Below are 15,138 nucleotides of genomic sequence, written 5' to 3'. Positions count from 1 at the left end.
GTCTGTTGATTAACCAAAAAATAACTAAATTTAGCACTAGCATACTGTGTACAATCATTTTGGATGGCTTTGGATTAAACAAACTTCCATATCATTATGATCGAAATGTTTCTATGTGTCAGGATGCGACTTCGTCGCGTCCTGACACATTTTTCCAGTTAATCTTATGGTCTTTGTTCATCCGTCGCGCTCCAAAATCTCAAGTACACAAAGTGCGAATGCTTTTTGGGATGAAAGAGCAGTCTACCTCTTACTTAGAGAGGCGGCCAAAGATACAATTTTGGCCGCAGAAGCTTTCGCCATGGTCTTTTCTTTTGTTATTGTAGGAAAGGTTCACTTTCTACCAGGATTTCCATATTAAGAGGTCTAAGCCTTGCTACAAGTAAAGAAGGAACGCATTGTACAATGGACAAAAGTGCCCGAAATTGTATCTTCGGGCACTTACTCTCCCTATAGAAAGTCAACTATTCTTTTCTTTCCAAGCAACCGCATTCTTCACTTAACTATTGGAGGTACGCGACAGGTAATGAGGCACAACAGCATTATGAAAACGAGCATGTCTAGAAATGCTTGCCCCTCGGACAGGAGGAATCGCATTTGATTCCTCCCCTAAGGCTTTCGTGAAGCATGTACCGATAGCGGACCGGATATCGTTCAGGGAATATGAAGAGTAGAGGCATTTCCGCCAATGTTTTATGCAAGTAACTGGTTGATCAACGAACGTGTCACAAAACAATAAAAAAAGCACCCCACCACGTGAGCGCTTATTTCTACATTATTTACAACTACTAAGCCATGATTCTAGGTTTTCTTTGTTTCAATAGCGGTTCCTTACAGTCTATCTCTTCGCCCGTTTCAATATCAATAAATGTGCTTGTTTCCGTAAACCAACAATCTGGTGCTTGGTGTCCCCAAAACGTTTGGCGGAGCGGATCATTTAAATCCCAACGTTTCGGCTTTAAATCAGGGTCACTAGTCAGATAATCACCCGTATACAGTTCAATGCGGTGGCCATCTGGATCCCGTAAATAGAGAAAGAAGGCATTGGATAAGCCATGGCGACCAGGTCCGCGTTCAATCGAATCTGCATACCCCATACTCGCTAAAATATCGCAACAATCAAGTATACTCAATCGATCTGTCAATGAGTATGCGAAATGATGGAGTTTGGGTCCAGGACCACTCATAAATGCTTGGTCATGAACCGTTGGCTTACGATAAAGCCATGCCGCCCACAAATCTCCATCCTCCGTATCCGTATATTCCGAACACGAAAACCCCAAGTGATTTACATAAAAGTCATAAGCTTTCTGCACATCAGGCACTGCGCAGTTTACGTGGTCAATCCGCTGAACTTTCGCCCCGCGATACAGTTCATAGCGCTGGAGCATCCGGTCAACCGTGGTCATTTCCGCAAAAAACTCCAATGGAATGCCGGAGATATCATGTACGCGAAGCGCCCTTCCCATTGCATGCTGAACCCCTTTCGACACCCATTTTGTTTTCAGCCCTTGTGAGATGAATAGCTTTTCCAATTCATCGAGGTCTTGTTCTTTTTCTACCTTATATCCCAGCACTTCAACAACGGCCTTATCTGCTTTTTTCAATAATAAACTATGATGCGAATGTTCCTCTAACCCTCTTAAATAAACATGATTTTCATCACTTTCGGTTTCAATCATGCCTAATCCATCTACATAGAACGCACGAGACGCCTGCAAATCCACTACATGTAGAACCGTTCTCGCGATTCGTATGATTGAAAAGTCCATCGCGTTCACCATCCCCTTCCTTATTTTTTCCCGAACTGTTGAATATGATGATCGGCAATGGACACATGAATAATTTTCTGTTCCGTATAAAAATCAAAGCCATAATGCCCACCTTCACGACCGATTCCAGAGGATTTCGATCCACCAAACGGCGTTCTCAAATCACGTACGTTTTGCGCATTCACCCACAGCATTCCCGCTGCAACTTGATGCGCAACGCGATGACCTCGTTTTATATCATTCGTCCATACATAGCCCGCAAGACCGTAATCGATATCGTTTGCCATCGTAATGACTTCTTCCTCATCTTTAAATGTCATCACGGTGAGCACCGGGCCAAAGATTTCTTCTTGTGCAACCCGCATCTTATTGTCAGCGCCCAGGATCAGTGTCGGTGCTACAAAGTTCCCTTTTGCCAATGCACTCGGGATGTCTCCCGTAATGACTTCCGTGCCTTCTTCTTTAGCAATTTCCAAGTAGCTTTTCACTTTACGATAATGGCCTTTATCAATCAGCGGCCCCACTTCCGTATCCGTATCGAGTGGGTCACCTACTTTAATATTCGCCACACGCATCTTTAGCGCATCAATAAATTTATCTTTGATCCCTTCTTGTACAAATAATCGCGAGTTCGCCGTGCAGCGCTCACCATTAAATGAATAGATCCCCCAAACACACGCATCTAACGCCCGGTCAAAATCAGCATCTTCAAAGACGATGATGGGTGATTTCCCACCTAGTTCCATCGAACAACTTTTCAGTGTATCGGCACTATTTTTTAGTATCGTGGAACCTGTCGTTGTTTCACCGGTGAATGAAATCAGTTGGACATCCGGATGTTTGACAAGCGCATCCCCTGCCGTCTCACCATAGCCATGAACAACGTTGAACACACCTTTAGGAAGACCTGCCTTGTGAATCACCTCCGCTAATAGATTCGCTGATAGTGGAGAAAGTTCTGCTGGCTTTAACACAACGGTATTGCCCGTCGCAAGCGCAGGTGCAATTTTCCATGTTTCTAACATGAAAGGCGCATTCCACGGCGTGATTAATCCCGCAACGCCTACAGGTGCATGGACTGTGTAGTTGATAAATTCATCATCTACTTGATAGACATCTCCAACCAGGCGGCTTTCTACCATACGGGCATAAAATCTAAAGTTTTCTGAGGCACGGCTCACCATTTTCCTAGTTTGACTAATTGGCAGTCCCGTATCTAGTGATTCCAAATAAGCAATTTTTTCTATTTCCTCATCAATCAAATCTGCAATACGGTACATATATGCCATTCTTTTTGTCAGTTTCATTGTTTTCCAAGGACCATGATCGAAGGCTTGCCGTGCAGCAGCAACCGCTTTATCAATATCCGCAGATTGCCCTTCCGCTACTTCATTAATTTGTTCATTTGTAAAAGGATTCATGTTTTTAATAGTCGTCCCACCCACTGCAGGAACGAATTCTCCATTGATATAGAGGGAAATATTCTTTTGTGTTTCATGTTTATAAGAAGATAACTCGTGAGAAGAAACCATATTTGTCACCCATTTTCTCTTTGAAATTTTTAATTACAGTACAGTGGATTCCTTAGGTAAAATAGCAAGTTCAATCAGTGACTCTCGAACTTCTTGTTGTATGCCTGCTGAAGGTAGTCCTAACGGTAAGCGAAGTTTCGGCGTGATTTTCCCCATCATGCCTAGTGCTACTTTAACTGGAGAGGGATTTGTATCTTTGAAGAGGACATCATTTAATGGCATTAATTCAAAATGCAGATCTTGTGCTTTTGCCACGTCCCCGGCTTCCCATGCATTGTACAAATCTGCTACTTTTGTTGGCTCAACATTCGCAGTGGCACTGATAAATCCAGCGCCGCCAATGGCAAGCATCGGGTAACAAAGTAGTTCAATTCCCGAATATAACAGGAAGTCTCTTCCGCAGTTTAGCAGCACACGATTGACATGTTCAAAGTCTTTATTGGCTTCCTTAACACCGATAATGTTCGGGCAATCTTCTACTAATCGTTTCATAGTGCTTACTTCCATGTTGACGGCGGAACGGCCTGGTATATTGTAAATGATGATTGGCGTTGTAACGGAATCCGCAACCGTTTTAAAGTGCTGGTAAAGGGCTTCCTGATTCGGTCGATTGTAGTAAGGGACAATCACCATCGCAGCATCAGCACCAATTTCTTCTGCATACTTCGTAAGTTCCATGGTTTCATCGTGATTGGTAGACCCTGTCCCAGGTGCAAAAAACACACGTCCATCTATCGTCTTTTTCGCGAGATCCATCACCCTTTTTCTTTCAGCAATCGTTAATGAACTTGGTTCACCACTCGTTCCTGTCACAGAAATACCATGACTTCCGCTGGCAATTTGCCAATTGATCAACTCGATGAATGCTTGTTCGTCAATCACACCACTTTCGGTAAAAGGTGTAACAACCGGACAAATGGAACCTCTTAACTTCTTTTTCGCTTCTTCATATGCCAATAGAATCTACTCCTTTAAAGTCATTCGTCTTCAAGTTTTTGTAGTTTTCGATACTTACCTTGACTAAACACTAATGGTTCCTTTTGTTCGAGCTTAATGCCAGTCACTTGGCCGATGAAAATCGTGTGATCACCGACTACATAATCGCAATGCAGTTGGCAGGTCACAACCGCTAGCGCATCTTCTAAAATTGGCAATCCTTTATAGGAACCAAACGGTATCTTAGACTCCAAGTTGACCTGGCCTGCAAATTGCTTCGACACCATTTGTTGATCTGACGATAAGATGTTAATCGCGAATTGTTTGGCATCTTTGATATATTGATGCATTCTTGCATGTTCTCCAATACTAATGGCAACAAGCTTCGGATTGAGTGAAATAGACATGAAAGCATTGGCAGTCATGCCATATACCTCCTCAGCAATCTCTGTTGTAATAACCGTAACACCCGTTGCAAAACTGCCCATCGCATTTCGAAATAATCGGTCTTCAATTTCGGGATTTGCTTGCTGCATCATACATACTCCTTCCTACTTTGAAATAAACGTGGATTTATCTTCAATTTATTATGCCGGCTTCTTTTTTCGCTCGATTTAAAAAGTTTGTCACCATATCTTTATAAGGTTGCTTATCAAATCCATCATAATAAGCATTCGACATTCTCACGGGATCTCCAAAGAAATAATACTCATAGAGTGCTTGTCTGTTCCCAAATGCACTGATGGAAATATCCCAAGCTAAGCGGAATAGCTGTACTTTTTCTTCGCCATTCATATTTGCACCTTGTGTGTAACGATGCACTAACGGGCCAACATCTGTATTGCTAAAGTCTGCTTCAGTTGGCAGAGCCATCAATCCTGAAGCACCCAGAATTTTGATGATTTCATTCATACGTTGGTACATTTTCGGGTACCAGTTACGCGCTGCATTTAACGGTCCAAAGTCTGGCGTCATATTTCCGTATTGATCGATTTTTGCATTATGCTCGGCTTTATATAAATGAGAACGCATAACTTCTAAAATCACCATGATTTCACTTGCTTTTTCTTTGACATGTATGAATTTATCGATACCAATTGCTTCCATCATACTGATGACAACACCCAAAATAAACTCGGTTTTTACGACGTTTTTAGCGATGACTTGGTGCGTCATATGAATAACTGCATTTGTCTCGGCATACGTCCGATTACAGATATCTGTACTTTCACTGACAAAAACCCTTTCCCACGGAACCAATACATCTTCAAATGAAATAATGGCATCACTTTCATCAAATCTAGCACCTAGTGGGTGATCCCATTTGCTTTTCCCATAGTCGAAGGATTCACGGGACAGGAATTTTAATCCTTTTGTGTTATTCGGGATCGCAAAGGCAAAGGCAAAGGGGTCGTCTGTTGTTCCCGGCGTCTTGTTAATGGTGGAAGGGAAAACGACGAGCTCATCCGTAATTCCTCCTAAAGTTGCAAGCAGACGACAACCATTGACAATAATGCCTTCTGATGTCTTTTTCGTAATACGTGCAGAAAGAAATGGATCTTTTTGCTCGGCTTGCGTGAGCATGGATCTGTTTACCTGTGGGTGGATTAATGTATGGGTTAAGCTAATGTCATTTTCTCGTGCATATTCATAGTAATTCGCCGCGTTTTTCGCAAATTGATCACTTCCGCCACCCACTTGCGCAAAAAACTGACTGGCTGTACCAAAGGCCATAATACTTGTGTTCAAATAATCAGGAGAACGTCCCATCATCCCGCCTGAAAACGATGCCCACTCGGTATGCATCTCACGTCTTTTAAACAAATCTTCTTTCGTTTTAGGAGCAATATATGAAAGTCCGACTTTCTCCCCAGATGTAGGAGACGTATAAAGCATTTTTTCTGGCTTCTCGTGCTGTAAATCGTAAAGACCTGCAACACTCTCCACTACATTTTTAAATGCAGGATGTATGGTAACGTCATCCACTTTCTTACCATGAATCCATACTTCCGTATTTCGTTTTTTAATGCCTTCAATATATTCTTTCCCTGTCCGTGCGCCCACTCTATTCCCTCCTTCTAAATTAGAAAGTTTACTTGACTATATAAATTTAAAAATAGGATCTTCATTGAATCCGCTATGGCACTAGGGGGTTGCCTCCCACCACAAGCCAGACAGCTTCGCCGTCAGTCTTATGGCTCCGGCTACCCCTTGGAAGGCGCCTTCGCTCAGTTCATACAGATATTCATATATAATATATAAAGGAGATTTCACTTCTTGTTAAATCTCGCATGAATATTATTTTTCTTATACGTACCTGCTTCACTAAATTCGTGTAATTCCATTGACAAAGCTAAATAACGCTTGGACATTAATCGAGAAAAATGTTCGGTGATAACTTCAAATAGCGCATCGCAAACCACTTTCTTGATGGCTTCTGAGCGTCCAGCCCCTATTTTCAACGTTGCATGGACAAAAGCGTCATCTTCCGTCCCATCTGCCACGCGGTACTCATTCAGCTCAATCGCCCTTGAACGAAGACCCCCTATCGGAAATACCGTGTCATGTGCAATCAGGACTTTATGAATCTCTTCCAATAACTTTGCGATATTGGTTTCATTTTTAATATTATCCGTATACTCGACAATAAAATGTGGCAAGTAGATGCCCTCCTTTCCACACTATCGATTGATAAAGGATTCATCCCCAATAATGGTATTGACTAAGCGGCCAATCCCCTCGATTTCGGTGACGACAACATCTCCGACAGCCGTATCTACGGACCCTTTAGGGGTTCCTGTGAGTATGACGTCGTTTTCACTTAACGTCATAAAGCTACTTAAATACGCAATTAGCGTCGGAATATCGAAAATCATATCCGACGTCGTTCCTTCTTGAACGAGTTTGTTATTGACATGCGTCGTCAATTTTAAACTCATCGGGTCGACAACATCTTGTGCATCGACCATCCACGGTCCAAAAGGAGTAGCTGCATCACGATTTTTCACGCGTAAGTTCGGACGGTAATAGTTCTCTAAATAGTCTCGGATGGCATAATCATTCGCAACACTATAACCTTTTACATAGTTGTAGGCATCTTCTTTTTTCACATTTCGAGCTGTTTTACCGATAATGACGGCCAATTCACACTCATAGTGCATATAGCTGATATCGGCGGGACGACGCGTAAAACCCTGGTGCCCAATAAATGTATGCGGCCCTTTTAAAAAGACGAGGGGTTCTGATGGCGCAGTAAAGGCAAGTTCTGCTGCATGATCCGCATAGTTTAGTCCTAGCGCAAACACCGTACGCGGTTCGATTGGCGTAAGCCAAGTGACTTCGTTTTCGTCTACGATTCGTCCATCATCTACTAGAAGTTGTCCTTGCCATTCAGTAGCTTCATGAATGGCTCCCCCATATGCGATTCTTGCTTTTCTCATGTTGTCCCCCACGAATTGAATTGTTGTTCATCCACAATCCTATTTTCTAAACTACCAATACCTGCAATGTCGATTCGTATGTGATCGCCTACCTCGGCGAGCGGCGCCGCCTCAGGAACCCCCACGAGCAATACATCACCCGGACGTAACGTCATGAATTCAGTAACATCCGCAAGTAAACGACGAATTGGGCGAATCAAATTCGATGTGGTATTTTCTTGACGCAGTACATCATTAATGAATACACGAATCACTAAATTATCTGGGTCTGGTACTTCCTGGTGATCAATCACCCATGGTCCGATTGGACAAAATCCATCTCGTGCCCGATGTTGAACAGCTGGACGAAACAGACTTACATGAGGGACACTGACATCATTGACAATCGTATAACCCGCCACATAATTTAGCGCGTGTTCTTCATCTACAGCGATGGCTTGCTTTCCGATGACCAAACCGAGTGCCGCCCCGACTTCAAGTTTCGATACCCCTACCGGCATAGGGATTGTTGATCCATAACGGTTGAAGGTATTAGCCGGCTTCAAATAAAGAACAGGAGCGGTTGGCGGCGAACAATAGGGTTTGGCTTGTACTGTGTCGCCTAGTTTTTCAAGTGCCCCTTTATAGTTCAACAACGTTCCTATCACCATTCCTGTCACCGGGATATCTAGTGGTAGTTCATTCGCATGGACTACACCTTCACCTATCGTGACTGTATTGTTGACTATATTCACATCCGCTGAAATTAATTCCCGTGCTCCTAACACTCTCAAACTTGCCCTGCTCACACGTTTCACTCCTTTAGTTATTTGACTATTTATCGATAGCACAAACAACTTATTTCCCAAGAAATACTGCCCGTCACCCCATTTTCAGACGGATAACAATGCCTTATCACTCGTTAATTTTTCTCCACGAATGCGTTGGAATTCATCCATCAGTTGTGGAATCGTTAATTTTTTCTTTTCCTCGGCTTCTATTTCTAAAATGATTTGTCCTTTATCCATCATAATAAGCCTGTTCCCTAGGTCCAATGCTTGCTGCATATTATGGGTAATCATCAGTGTGGTGAGGCGATCCTTTTCAACAAGTTCCTTTGTTAAATTCGTAATCAGTTCGGCACGCGATGGATCGAGTGCGGCCGTATGTTCATCTAGTAAGAGAATAGAAGGTTGTGTAAAGGTAGCCATCAACAATGAAAGTGCTTGCCTTTCTCCACCAGACAGCATGCCTACCTTTGCATTCAAGCGGTTTTCAAGGTTTAAATGGAGCGTTTCAAGTGATTCACGGAATAATTCGCGCCGTTTCCGATCAACACCCTTTTTTAATTGACGTTTTTTATTTCGCGAATAGGCCATCGCAAGGTTTTCTTCTATTGTCATCGTAGGGGCTGTTCCAGCCATAGGATCTTGGAACACCCTGCCAATCATTTGCGAACGCTTATATTCGGGCAATTTTGTCACGTCTTTATTGGCAAGGTTAATAACACCAAAATCGGGTGAAAGAGCGCCGGAAATCATATTCAACATCGTCGATTTTCCAGCACCATTACTCCCAATCACAGTCATAAAATCTCCTGGATGCAACTCCAGATTAATTTGGTCTAAAGCAATTTTTTCGTCAGGGGTTGCTTCATTAAATAATTTACTAATCTGAATGAGCTTCAGCAACGAGTCATCACTCCTTCATTAGTAACTGTTCATGCTCTGTTAATCGTTCGGCATGACGCTTCGCTTTTCTGTTTTTTTCACGCTTTTTTTCAACAAATTGTGGCAATATCAGCGCGACGATAACGATAACGGCAGTGATTAATTTCATATCTCCTGTATCGAGAAAGTCCACGCGCAGTGCAAGTCCTAGAACAATTCGATAAATAACAGCTCCAGCGATGACAGCAAATGTGGTGCGCATAATCGTTTTCGTCCCAAAGATTGCCTCGCCAATAATAACGGAAGCCAGTCCAATGATGATCATCCCGATTCCCATTCCAATGTCAGCGAACTTCGAATACTGGGCGATTAATGCTCCTGAGAAGGCGACAAGCGCATTGGAAAATCCGAGGCCGACAATCACAAGTGTGTCAGTATTGGCAGATAAACTTCGGATCATTTTCTTATTATCACCAGTAGCCCTTATCGCAAGGCCTACTTCGGTTTTCAAAAACCAATCTACTGCAAATTTAATGAGCAACACAATGATCAGCATGATGAACAATGTACCCCAAGTCGAAGGTGGGTGTTGAATACCTAGCGTGTTAAGGAAGTCTTTCATGGCGGCGTCAATTCCAAAGGATCCCCAAAATGCATGAAACTTGCTAAACAACGTTTCTGCATTTAATAAAGGGATATTCGGACGACCAATGGAAGTGGCAGACGTCAGGCCCATGATGCGTAAATTTATGGAATACAAAGCGATCATCATTAATATTCCAGCTAGCAGCGCATTGATTTTCCCTTTGGTGTGTAGAAGGCCCGTCACACAACCCGCGAGAAAACCAATCACGATGGCTACCGCCGTAGCAGCTACTGGATGATACCCGAAAATAATCATCATGGCAGCCACCCCAGCACCTGTTACAAAACTTCCGTCAACTGTTAAATCCGGAAAATCCAGCACTCGGAATGAAATATACACCCCAAGTGCCATAATGGCATAGATGATTCCTTGCTCTACAGAGCCAAATATAGCTGCAAACATACAGAATCACCCCCTATTTATTCACTCAATTCGGCTTTCCATTGGTCTTTAATATCGAGGCCTAACGTAGTGGCTGTGTCTTTATTCATCATCAATTTTAATTTTTGTGGAATTTGCACAGGTAAGTCAGCTGGTTTACTTTTCCCTTTCAAGACTTTGACAGCCATCTCTCCCGCTTCATAACCGATATCAAAGTATTCGAACCCATATGCAGCTAGGCCCCCTCGTTTTACGGAGTCAAATTCACCGACCATCATTGGGAGTTGGTTATCATTGGCGACTGAAATGACGGATTCAAGTGCAGAAACAACCGTATTGTCTGTAATGATATACAGCGAATCTACTTTCCCAATCAATGATTCAGTGGCTTGTTTCACATCAGCAGATGTAGAAACAGACGCCTCCACAACCGACATATCCATAGCTTCCAGTATTTCTTTGACTCCATCTACTTGGGCACGGGAGTTTTGTTCACCTGAGTTAAATACCATTCCAACTTTTTTAGCGCCCAGTTCTTCTTTCAGAAACTTCATCGTATTCGAGATAGCATCCGGATGAGCATCGATCGTTCCTGTTACATTCCCACCGGGTTTTTCCATAGATTTAACGAGTTCCGCGCCTACTGCATCTGTTACAGATGTGAAAATGATTGGTATGTCTGTTGTAGCGCTAGCAGCTGCTTGAGCACTTGGAGTGGAGTTCGCGAATAGTAGATCGACATTTTCGCTGACAAGATTCGTGGCGATTGTCGTGTTGGCACTATTATCGCCTTGGGCATTTTGCACAACATATTCCACCTCAAGCCCCGCATCTTTTATCGCCTGCTTAAAGCCGTCATAAGCCGCATCGAGCGATGGATGCTCCACAATTTGACTGACGCCGATTTTATATTTTTTCGAAGATGCTCCCCCACATGCTCCAAGTAATAGAGTCGCAGCAAAAGTAACAGCCAATAGTTTCTTCCACCTGTTTTTCATTCCATATCCCCCTTTATAATGATGTCTTAGAATCAAAATCAAGGTTATTTTCATCATTTGGTATGCATGCAATCGCCGTATGTTCTGTCGTCAGATTCTTAACAGATCTTTCTTTTTATCCGGCGCAGCATGAATCGCTTGTCCAACTAACCCCTCTACCGCTTCAAGTAGTCCTTCACTAAAACTTGGGTGTGCATAATGGGGAAACGTAATGTCTTCTTCTTTCGCAGCCATTTCAAGCAACTGGACAAAGGAACTCGACATGTCAATGGCTCCTTCCCCAATCATATGAATGCCTTGAATGATGTCAGTGGTTGCATCAGCAATCACTTTAATAAACCCATCCTTTTTACCCGTAATGGTTGCATAACCATTGCCACCAAGAGTAAATTGACTCACACGAACCACCAACCCAGCTTCTCGTGCACGTTGTTCCGTAAGTCCCACAGAAACAGCCGGCGGAATCGTATGGGCCACAACTGGCATAAAGGTCAGATCGACTTCTACATGTTCGCCAGCAATGGATGCTACAGCAGCTTTCCCTTGTTTAATCGCTTTCACTGCTACCATGGGGCCTTCCGTTACATCACCGATTGAATAGATAGAAGGAATCGATGATTGCATATTTCCGTCTACTCTTATAAAACCCTCAGTTGTTTGGTCAATGCCGAATCGGCTAATACCTATCGCATCCAAATTTGGGGTTCTTGTTCCGGAAACACATAGATGTGATCCACGTATTGTCTCTTCTACGTTTTTATCCGTTTGTATCGTTAGTGAAATACCGGTATCCGTCTCCTTTATGGAGATGAATTCACGTTCTTTATAGACCTTAATTTTACGTTTTTTAAATAAACGAGTTAATTCTTTATTAATGGATTCATCGAAGGGAAAGCCTCCTTGTTCATCCATCACTAGACTGACTTGCGCACCCAACGCTGCATAACTTGAAGCAGCTTCCAGTGCCATGTAATCTTGACCTCTTACAATGAGATGTTCTGGTATCTCTTCCAAAGTAAATAGTTCATGCGGCCATAAAATTCGTTCTCCTTTTTCTTTTATGGCAGTAGGCAACATTGGGGAGCTTCCGGTCGCAATAATGACTTGCTCAAATTCGAAAATATCGAATTGATGTCCGTTTTCCACTCCGATTTTGTCGACTGCAAGAAATGTCACTTTCCCTTTGATGATTTCAATCTTGTTGTCTAGACATAACCTTTCTACGCCTGTCCTAAGGCGACTGATGACTTTATCCTTGTAGGCAAGTAGCTGTTGCAGATTGAATCCGTTTTCCGGGCTTCCCATGCCAAGTTCTTGCAAATGCGGCGTTTCCGAGCGTTTAGCTGCCGCATGTGTATAGATTTTGGAGGGAATACACCCCTGATTCAGACAAACGCCGCCCATATCCGCCTGTTCAATTAACGTGACAGAAAGCCCAAGCTGCGCACCACGGATAGCAGCAGTGTAGCCCCCTGGTCCCCCTCCAATGATGATCAGATTTCTGAGCTGGCTGATTTCCCCGACGACCATTTTATATCATCTCCATCAACAGTTTGTGAGGCTGTTCAATTAGGCTTGCAAAGCGGTTCGTAAAGGCAACGGCTGTCGCGCCATCCGCAACGCGGTGGTCAAATGCCATGGACAGTGTCATGATATGACCGATAACGATTTCGTCATGCGCATTGACAATGGGTTGTTTTTTCGTTTTGTGGAAAGCAATCAGGGCTGTTTCTGGATAATTGATGATTGGGGTTGCGCCTGTACTCCCAAGTGGTCCCACATTACTGACCGTGCATGTACTATTTTTCATGTCAGACGGTTGTAAGGTACCCGCGATTGCTCTTGCTATTAACCCTTTGACATCTTCGTTAATTTCTTTAATTGATTTTTTATCTACATCATGGATAACAGGGACAAGTAGTCCACTTTCTGTATTTGTAGCGATACCGATGTGATAGTTTTTCTTCAGGAGGATTCGGCTATTGTCTACATCGAGTTCGGCATTGAAGATCGGGAAATCTTTCAATGCAATCACGAGTGCTTTAATGAGAAATGCTGGCACACTGACCGATTCTCCCGCAGCTTTCAATTGCTCCCTCACTGTAAATAAATTCGTCATATTGACTTCATCAAAATGAGTGACATGCGGAATAGTAAAGAGTGATTTCGTCATCTTTTCTGCAATCTTTTTTCGGATTCCTCTAAAAGGAATTTCATCAGGTGAAATCTCTTGGCCATCCATTGCCTGCTTAACATCCTTCACCGTTGCCAATTCAGCTTGTTGCCCTTTTATGAATCGGTAAACGTCCTCTTCCGTAACCCTTCCAGAAGGATCGCTGGCTTGAACATCTTCAATATTTACATTGTTGTCGCGTGCAAGTTTTCGCGTGTAAGGTGCAGCGAGCACCCGCTGAAAAGGGTTGGGCGACGGTTTTCCATCTTTTTTAATAACCGGATCTTCTTTCTTTTCGGCCAGTTGTTTCGGTTCCACTTGCAATGGTTGTTCTGTCCGAACGGCTTCATCACGTTCAATGTAGAGTAGACTTGTTCCGACCTGTACGGTTTCACCTACATCAATACGAATTTCTTTCACGACACCTGCGCAAGGCGAAGTAAGTTCTGCGACCATTTTATCTGTTTGTACTTCAACAAGCGGCTGATCCGTCATCACTGCATCGCCAACTTTGACAAAGTAATGGATGACTTCCCCTTCGGTCATCCCCTCACCAATATCATGTAACTTTACTTCGAGCATTTCATTTCCTCCTTAAAAATGAAGCACTTTTTCGATTCCTTCAACAACGCGTGCCGGTGTGGGAAGATAATGTTCTTCTAATGTAAAAAATGGAACGGGTACATCAAACCCAGTCACACGTTCGATTGGAGCCCGTAAATAAAGAAAAGATGTGTCGTTAATAATCGAAACGATATCGTTGCCAAGTCCCCCCGTATGATGCGCCTCATGAATGACGACTGCTCTTGTTGTCTTCTGAACGGACCCAGCAATCATGTCACGATCAATCGGGTACAGTGTGCGGAGATCAATAATTTCACAACTTATTCCCTTTTTTTCGGCTTGCTGAGCTGCTTTCTCCGCAATGCTCACCATTGCGCCCCAAGCAATGAGCGTGACATCTGCACCTTCACGTACGATTTTCCCTTTCCCAATTTCGACAGTGTATTTGCCGACTGGAACTTCTTCTCTCTGCGAACGATAGTTTTTCATCGGCTCGAGTACGAGTACGGGATCAGGATCTTCCATCGCTGCGATTAATAACCCTTTTGCATCATAGGGCGTAGATGGACAGACAACCTTGATACCTGGCATATGGGTGAATAGAATTTCTGTACTGTCAGAATGTATTTCCGGTGCACGAATTCCTGCCCCATATGGAGCTCGAATCACCATAGGCACAGTAAAACGAGACATCGACCGCATACGAATACGCGCAACATGCGTCATAATCTGTTCGTACGCAGGATAGATAAAACCGAGGAACTGGATTTCTGCAATTGGTCTAAAACCATTCACGGCAAGTCCAATTGATGTGCCGATTATACCTGCTTCTGAAAGTGGTGTATCCACGACCCGATCCTCGCCAAAAGCTTCCTGAAGTCCTTCTGTCGCACGAAAAACGCCGCCATTTTTACCGATATCTTCTCCGAGAATAATGGTTCGATCATCTTCTTCAAGCATCAAACGCATGCCATCATTAATCGCTTGAATGACTGTCATCTTTTTTGTCGTGACGTTTTGTAGATCAGTCTCTGTCAATTGTGTCAT

The 15,138-nt window shown here is 43.3% G+C and carries 14 protein-coding genes; all 14 read right to left on the bottom strand.

Features of this window, described 5'->3' with window-relative positions; genetic code table 11:
- Positions 1-788: 788 nt before the first annotated feature.
- The 14 genes from hpaD to ACIQ0H_RS16930 all read right to left on the bottom strand — a co-directional run bounded on the left by hpaD (position 789) and on the right by ACIQ0H_RS16930 (position 15,138).
- Entirely contained in the window at positions 789-1,772 is a 984-nt protein-coding gene (gene hpaD / locus ACIQ0H_RS16995; RefSeq protein ID WP_403417263.1) for a 3,4-dihydroxyphenylacetate 2,3-dioxygenase, read from the bottom strand.
- A gap of 20 nt (positions 1,773-1,792) precedes the next feature.
- Entirely contained in the window at positions 1,793-3,304 is a 1,512-nt protein-coding gene (gene hpaE / locus ACIQ0H_RS16990; RefSeq protein ID WP_403417604.1) for a 5-carboxymethyl-2-hydroxymuconate semialdehyde dehydrogenase, read from the bottom strand.
- A gap of 33 nt (positions 3,305-3,337) precedes the next feature.
- Entirely contained in the window at positions 3,338-4,261 is a 924-nt protein-coding gene (gene hpaI, locus ACIQ0H_RS16985) for a 2,4-dihydroxyhept-2-ene-1,7-dioic acid aldolase (protein WP_403417261.1), read from the bottom strand.
- A gap of 20 nt (positions 4,262-4,281) precedes the next feature.
- Complete coding sequence (locus tag ACIQ0H_RS16980) at positions 4,282-4,755, bottom strand: flavin reductase family protein (protein WP_403417602.1); 474 nt, start codon at positions 4,753-4,755, stop codon at positions 4,282-4,284.
- A gap of 64 nt (positions 4,756-4,819) precedes the next feature.
- Positions 4,820-6,304, bottom strand: coding sequence for a 4-hydroxyphenylacetate 3-monooxygenase, oxygenase component (gene hpaB / locus ACIQ0H_RS16975; protein ID WP_403417258.1), 1,485 nt, complete (start codon positions 6,302-6,304; stop codon positions 4,820-4,822).
- 206 nt (positions 6,305-6,510) lie between these two features.
- The gene (locus tag ACIQ0H_RS16970; protein WP_403417255.1) at positions 6,511-6,900 is read right to left on the bottom strand and encodes a 5-carboxymethyl-2-hydroxymuconate Delta-isomerase; all 390 of its coding nucleotides are present in this window, start codon (positions 6,898-6,900) and stop codon (positions 6,511-6,513) included.
- A 21-nt stretch (positions 6,901-6,921) separates the two neighbouring features.
- Positions 6,922-7,680 (bottom strand): fumarylacetoacetate hydrolase family protein, encoded by a 759-nt coding sequence (locus tag ACIQ0H_RS16965; RefSeq protein WP_403417253.1) that lies wholly within the window; start codon positions 7,678-7,680, stop codon positions 6,922-6,924.
- Complete coding sequence (locus ACIQ0H_RS16960) at positions 7,677-8,468, bottom strand: fumarylacetoacetate hydrolase family protein (RefSeq protein WP_403417250.1); 792 nt, start codon at positions 8,466-8,468, stop codon at positions 7,677-7,679. Before ACIQ0H_RS16960 ends, ACIQ0H_RS16965 begins: the two co-directional genes overlap by 4 nt.
- 84 nt (positions 8,469-8,552) lie before the next feature.
- Complete coding sequence (locus ACIQ0H_RS16955) at positions 8,553-9,350, bottom strand: ABC transporter ATP-binding protein (RefSeq protein ID WP_403417247.1); 798 nt, start codon at positions 9,348-9,350, stop codon at positions 8,553-8,555.
- A 7-nt stretch (positions 9,351-9,357) separates the two neighbouring features.
- Positions 9,358-10,377, bottom strand: coding sequence for an ABC transporter permease (locus tag ACIQ0H_RS16950; RefSeq protein WP_403417245.1), 1,020 nt, complete (start codon positions 10,375-10,377; stop codon positions 9,358-9,360).
- A 17-nt stretch (positions 10,378-10,394) separates the two neighbouring features.
- A complete protein-coding gene (locus ACIQ0H_RS16945) occupies positions 10,395-11,354 on the bottom strand; it encodes an ABC transporter substrate-binding protein (protein ID WP_403417242.1) in 960 nt (319 codons plus the stop codon).
- 90 nt (positions 11,355-11,444) lie between these two features.
- Positions 11,445-12,884, bottom strand: coding sequence for a dihydrolipoyl dehydrogenase family protein (locus ACIQ0H_RS16940; protein WP_403417239.1), 1,440 nt, complete (start codon positions 12,882-12,884; stop codon positions 11,445-11,447).
- Between the two features lies 1 nt (position 12,885).
- Positions 12,886-14,109 carry a dihydrolipoamide acetyltransferase family protein gene (locus tag ACIQ0H_RS16935; RefSeq protein ID WP_403417236.1) on the bottom strand — a complete coding sequence of 408 codons (1,224 nt, stop codon included), beginning with the start codon at positions 14,107-14,109 and terminating at the stop codon, positions 12,886-12,888.
- Between the two features lie 12 nt (positions 14,110-14,121).
- Positions 14,122-15,138: an alpha-ketoacid dehydrogenase subunit beta gene (locus tag ACIQ0H_RS16930; RefSeq protein WP_403417233.1), complete on the bottom strand. Its 1,017-nt coding sequence runs from the start codon at positions 15,136-15,138 to the stop codon at positions 14,122-14,124.

Source organism: Sporosarcina sp. NPDC096371, from assembly GCF_044762865.1.
Taxonomy (GTDB): domain Bacteria; phylum Bacillota; class Bacilli; order Bacillales_A; family Planococcaceae; genus Sporosarcina.
Note: the sequence above shows the minus strand (reverse complement) of the source record. Positions and strands in the feature narration are given on the sequence as shown.

Excerpts from the sequence above, each read along its gene's own strand:
- ACIQ0H_RS16965 (WP_403417253.1), bottom strand. The coding sequence starts at position 7,680 with ATGAGAAAAGCAAGAATCGCATATGGGGGAGCCATTCATGAAGCTACT.
- ACIQ0H_RS16930 (WP_403417233.1), bottom strand. The coding sequence starts at position 15,138 with ATGACACAATTGACAGAGACTGATCTACAAAACGTCACGACAAAAAAG.
- ACIQ0H_RS16945 (WP_403417242.1), bottom strand. The coding sequence starts at position 11,354 with ATGAAAAACAGGTGGAAGAAACTATTGGCTGTTACTTTTGCTGCGACT.
- ACIQ0H_RS16940 (WP_403417239.1), bottom strand. The coding sequence starts at position 12,884 with ATGGTCGTCGGGGAAATCAGCCAGCTCAGAAATCTGATCATCATTGGA.
- hpaE (WP_403417604.1), bottom strand. The coding sequence starts at position 3,304 with ATGGTTTCTTCTCACGAGTTATCTTCTTATAAACATGAAACACAAAAG.
- ACIQ0H_RS16950 (WP_403417245.1), bottom strand. The coding sequence starts at position 10,377 with ATGTTTGCAGCTATATTTGGCTCTGTAGAGCAAGGAATCATCTATGCC.
- ACIQ0H_RS16935 (WP_403417236.1), bottom strand. The coding sequence starts at position 14,109 with ATGCTCGAAGTAAAGTTACATGATATTGGTGAGGGGATGACCGAAGGG.
- hpaD (WP_403417263.1), bottom strand. The coding sequence starts at position 1,772 with ATGGACTTTTCAATCATACGAATCGCGAGAACGGTTCTACATGTAGTG.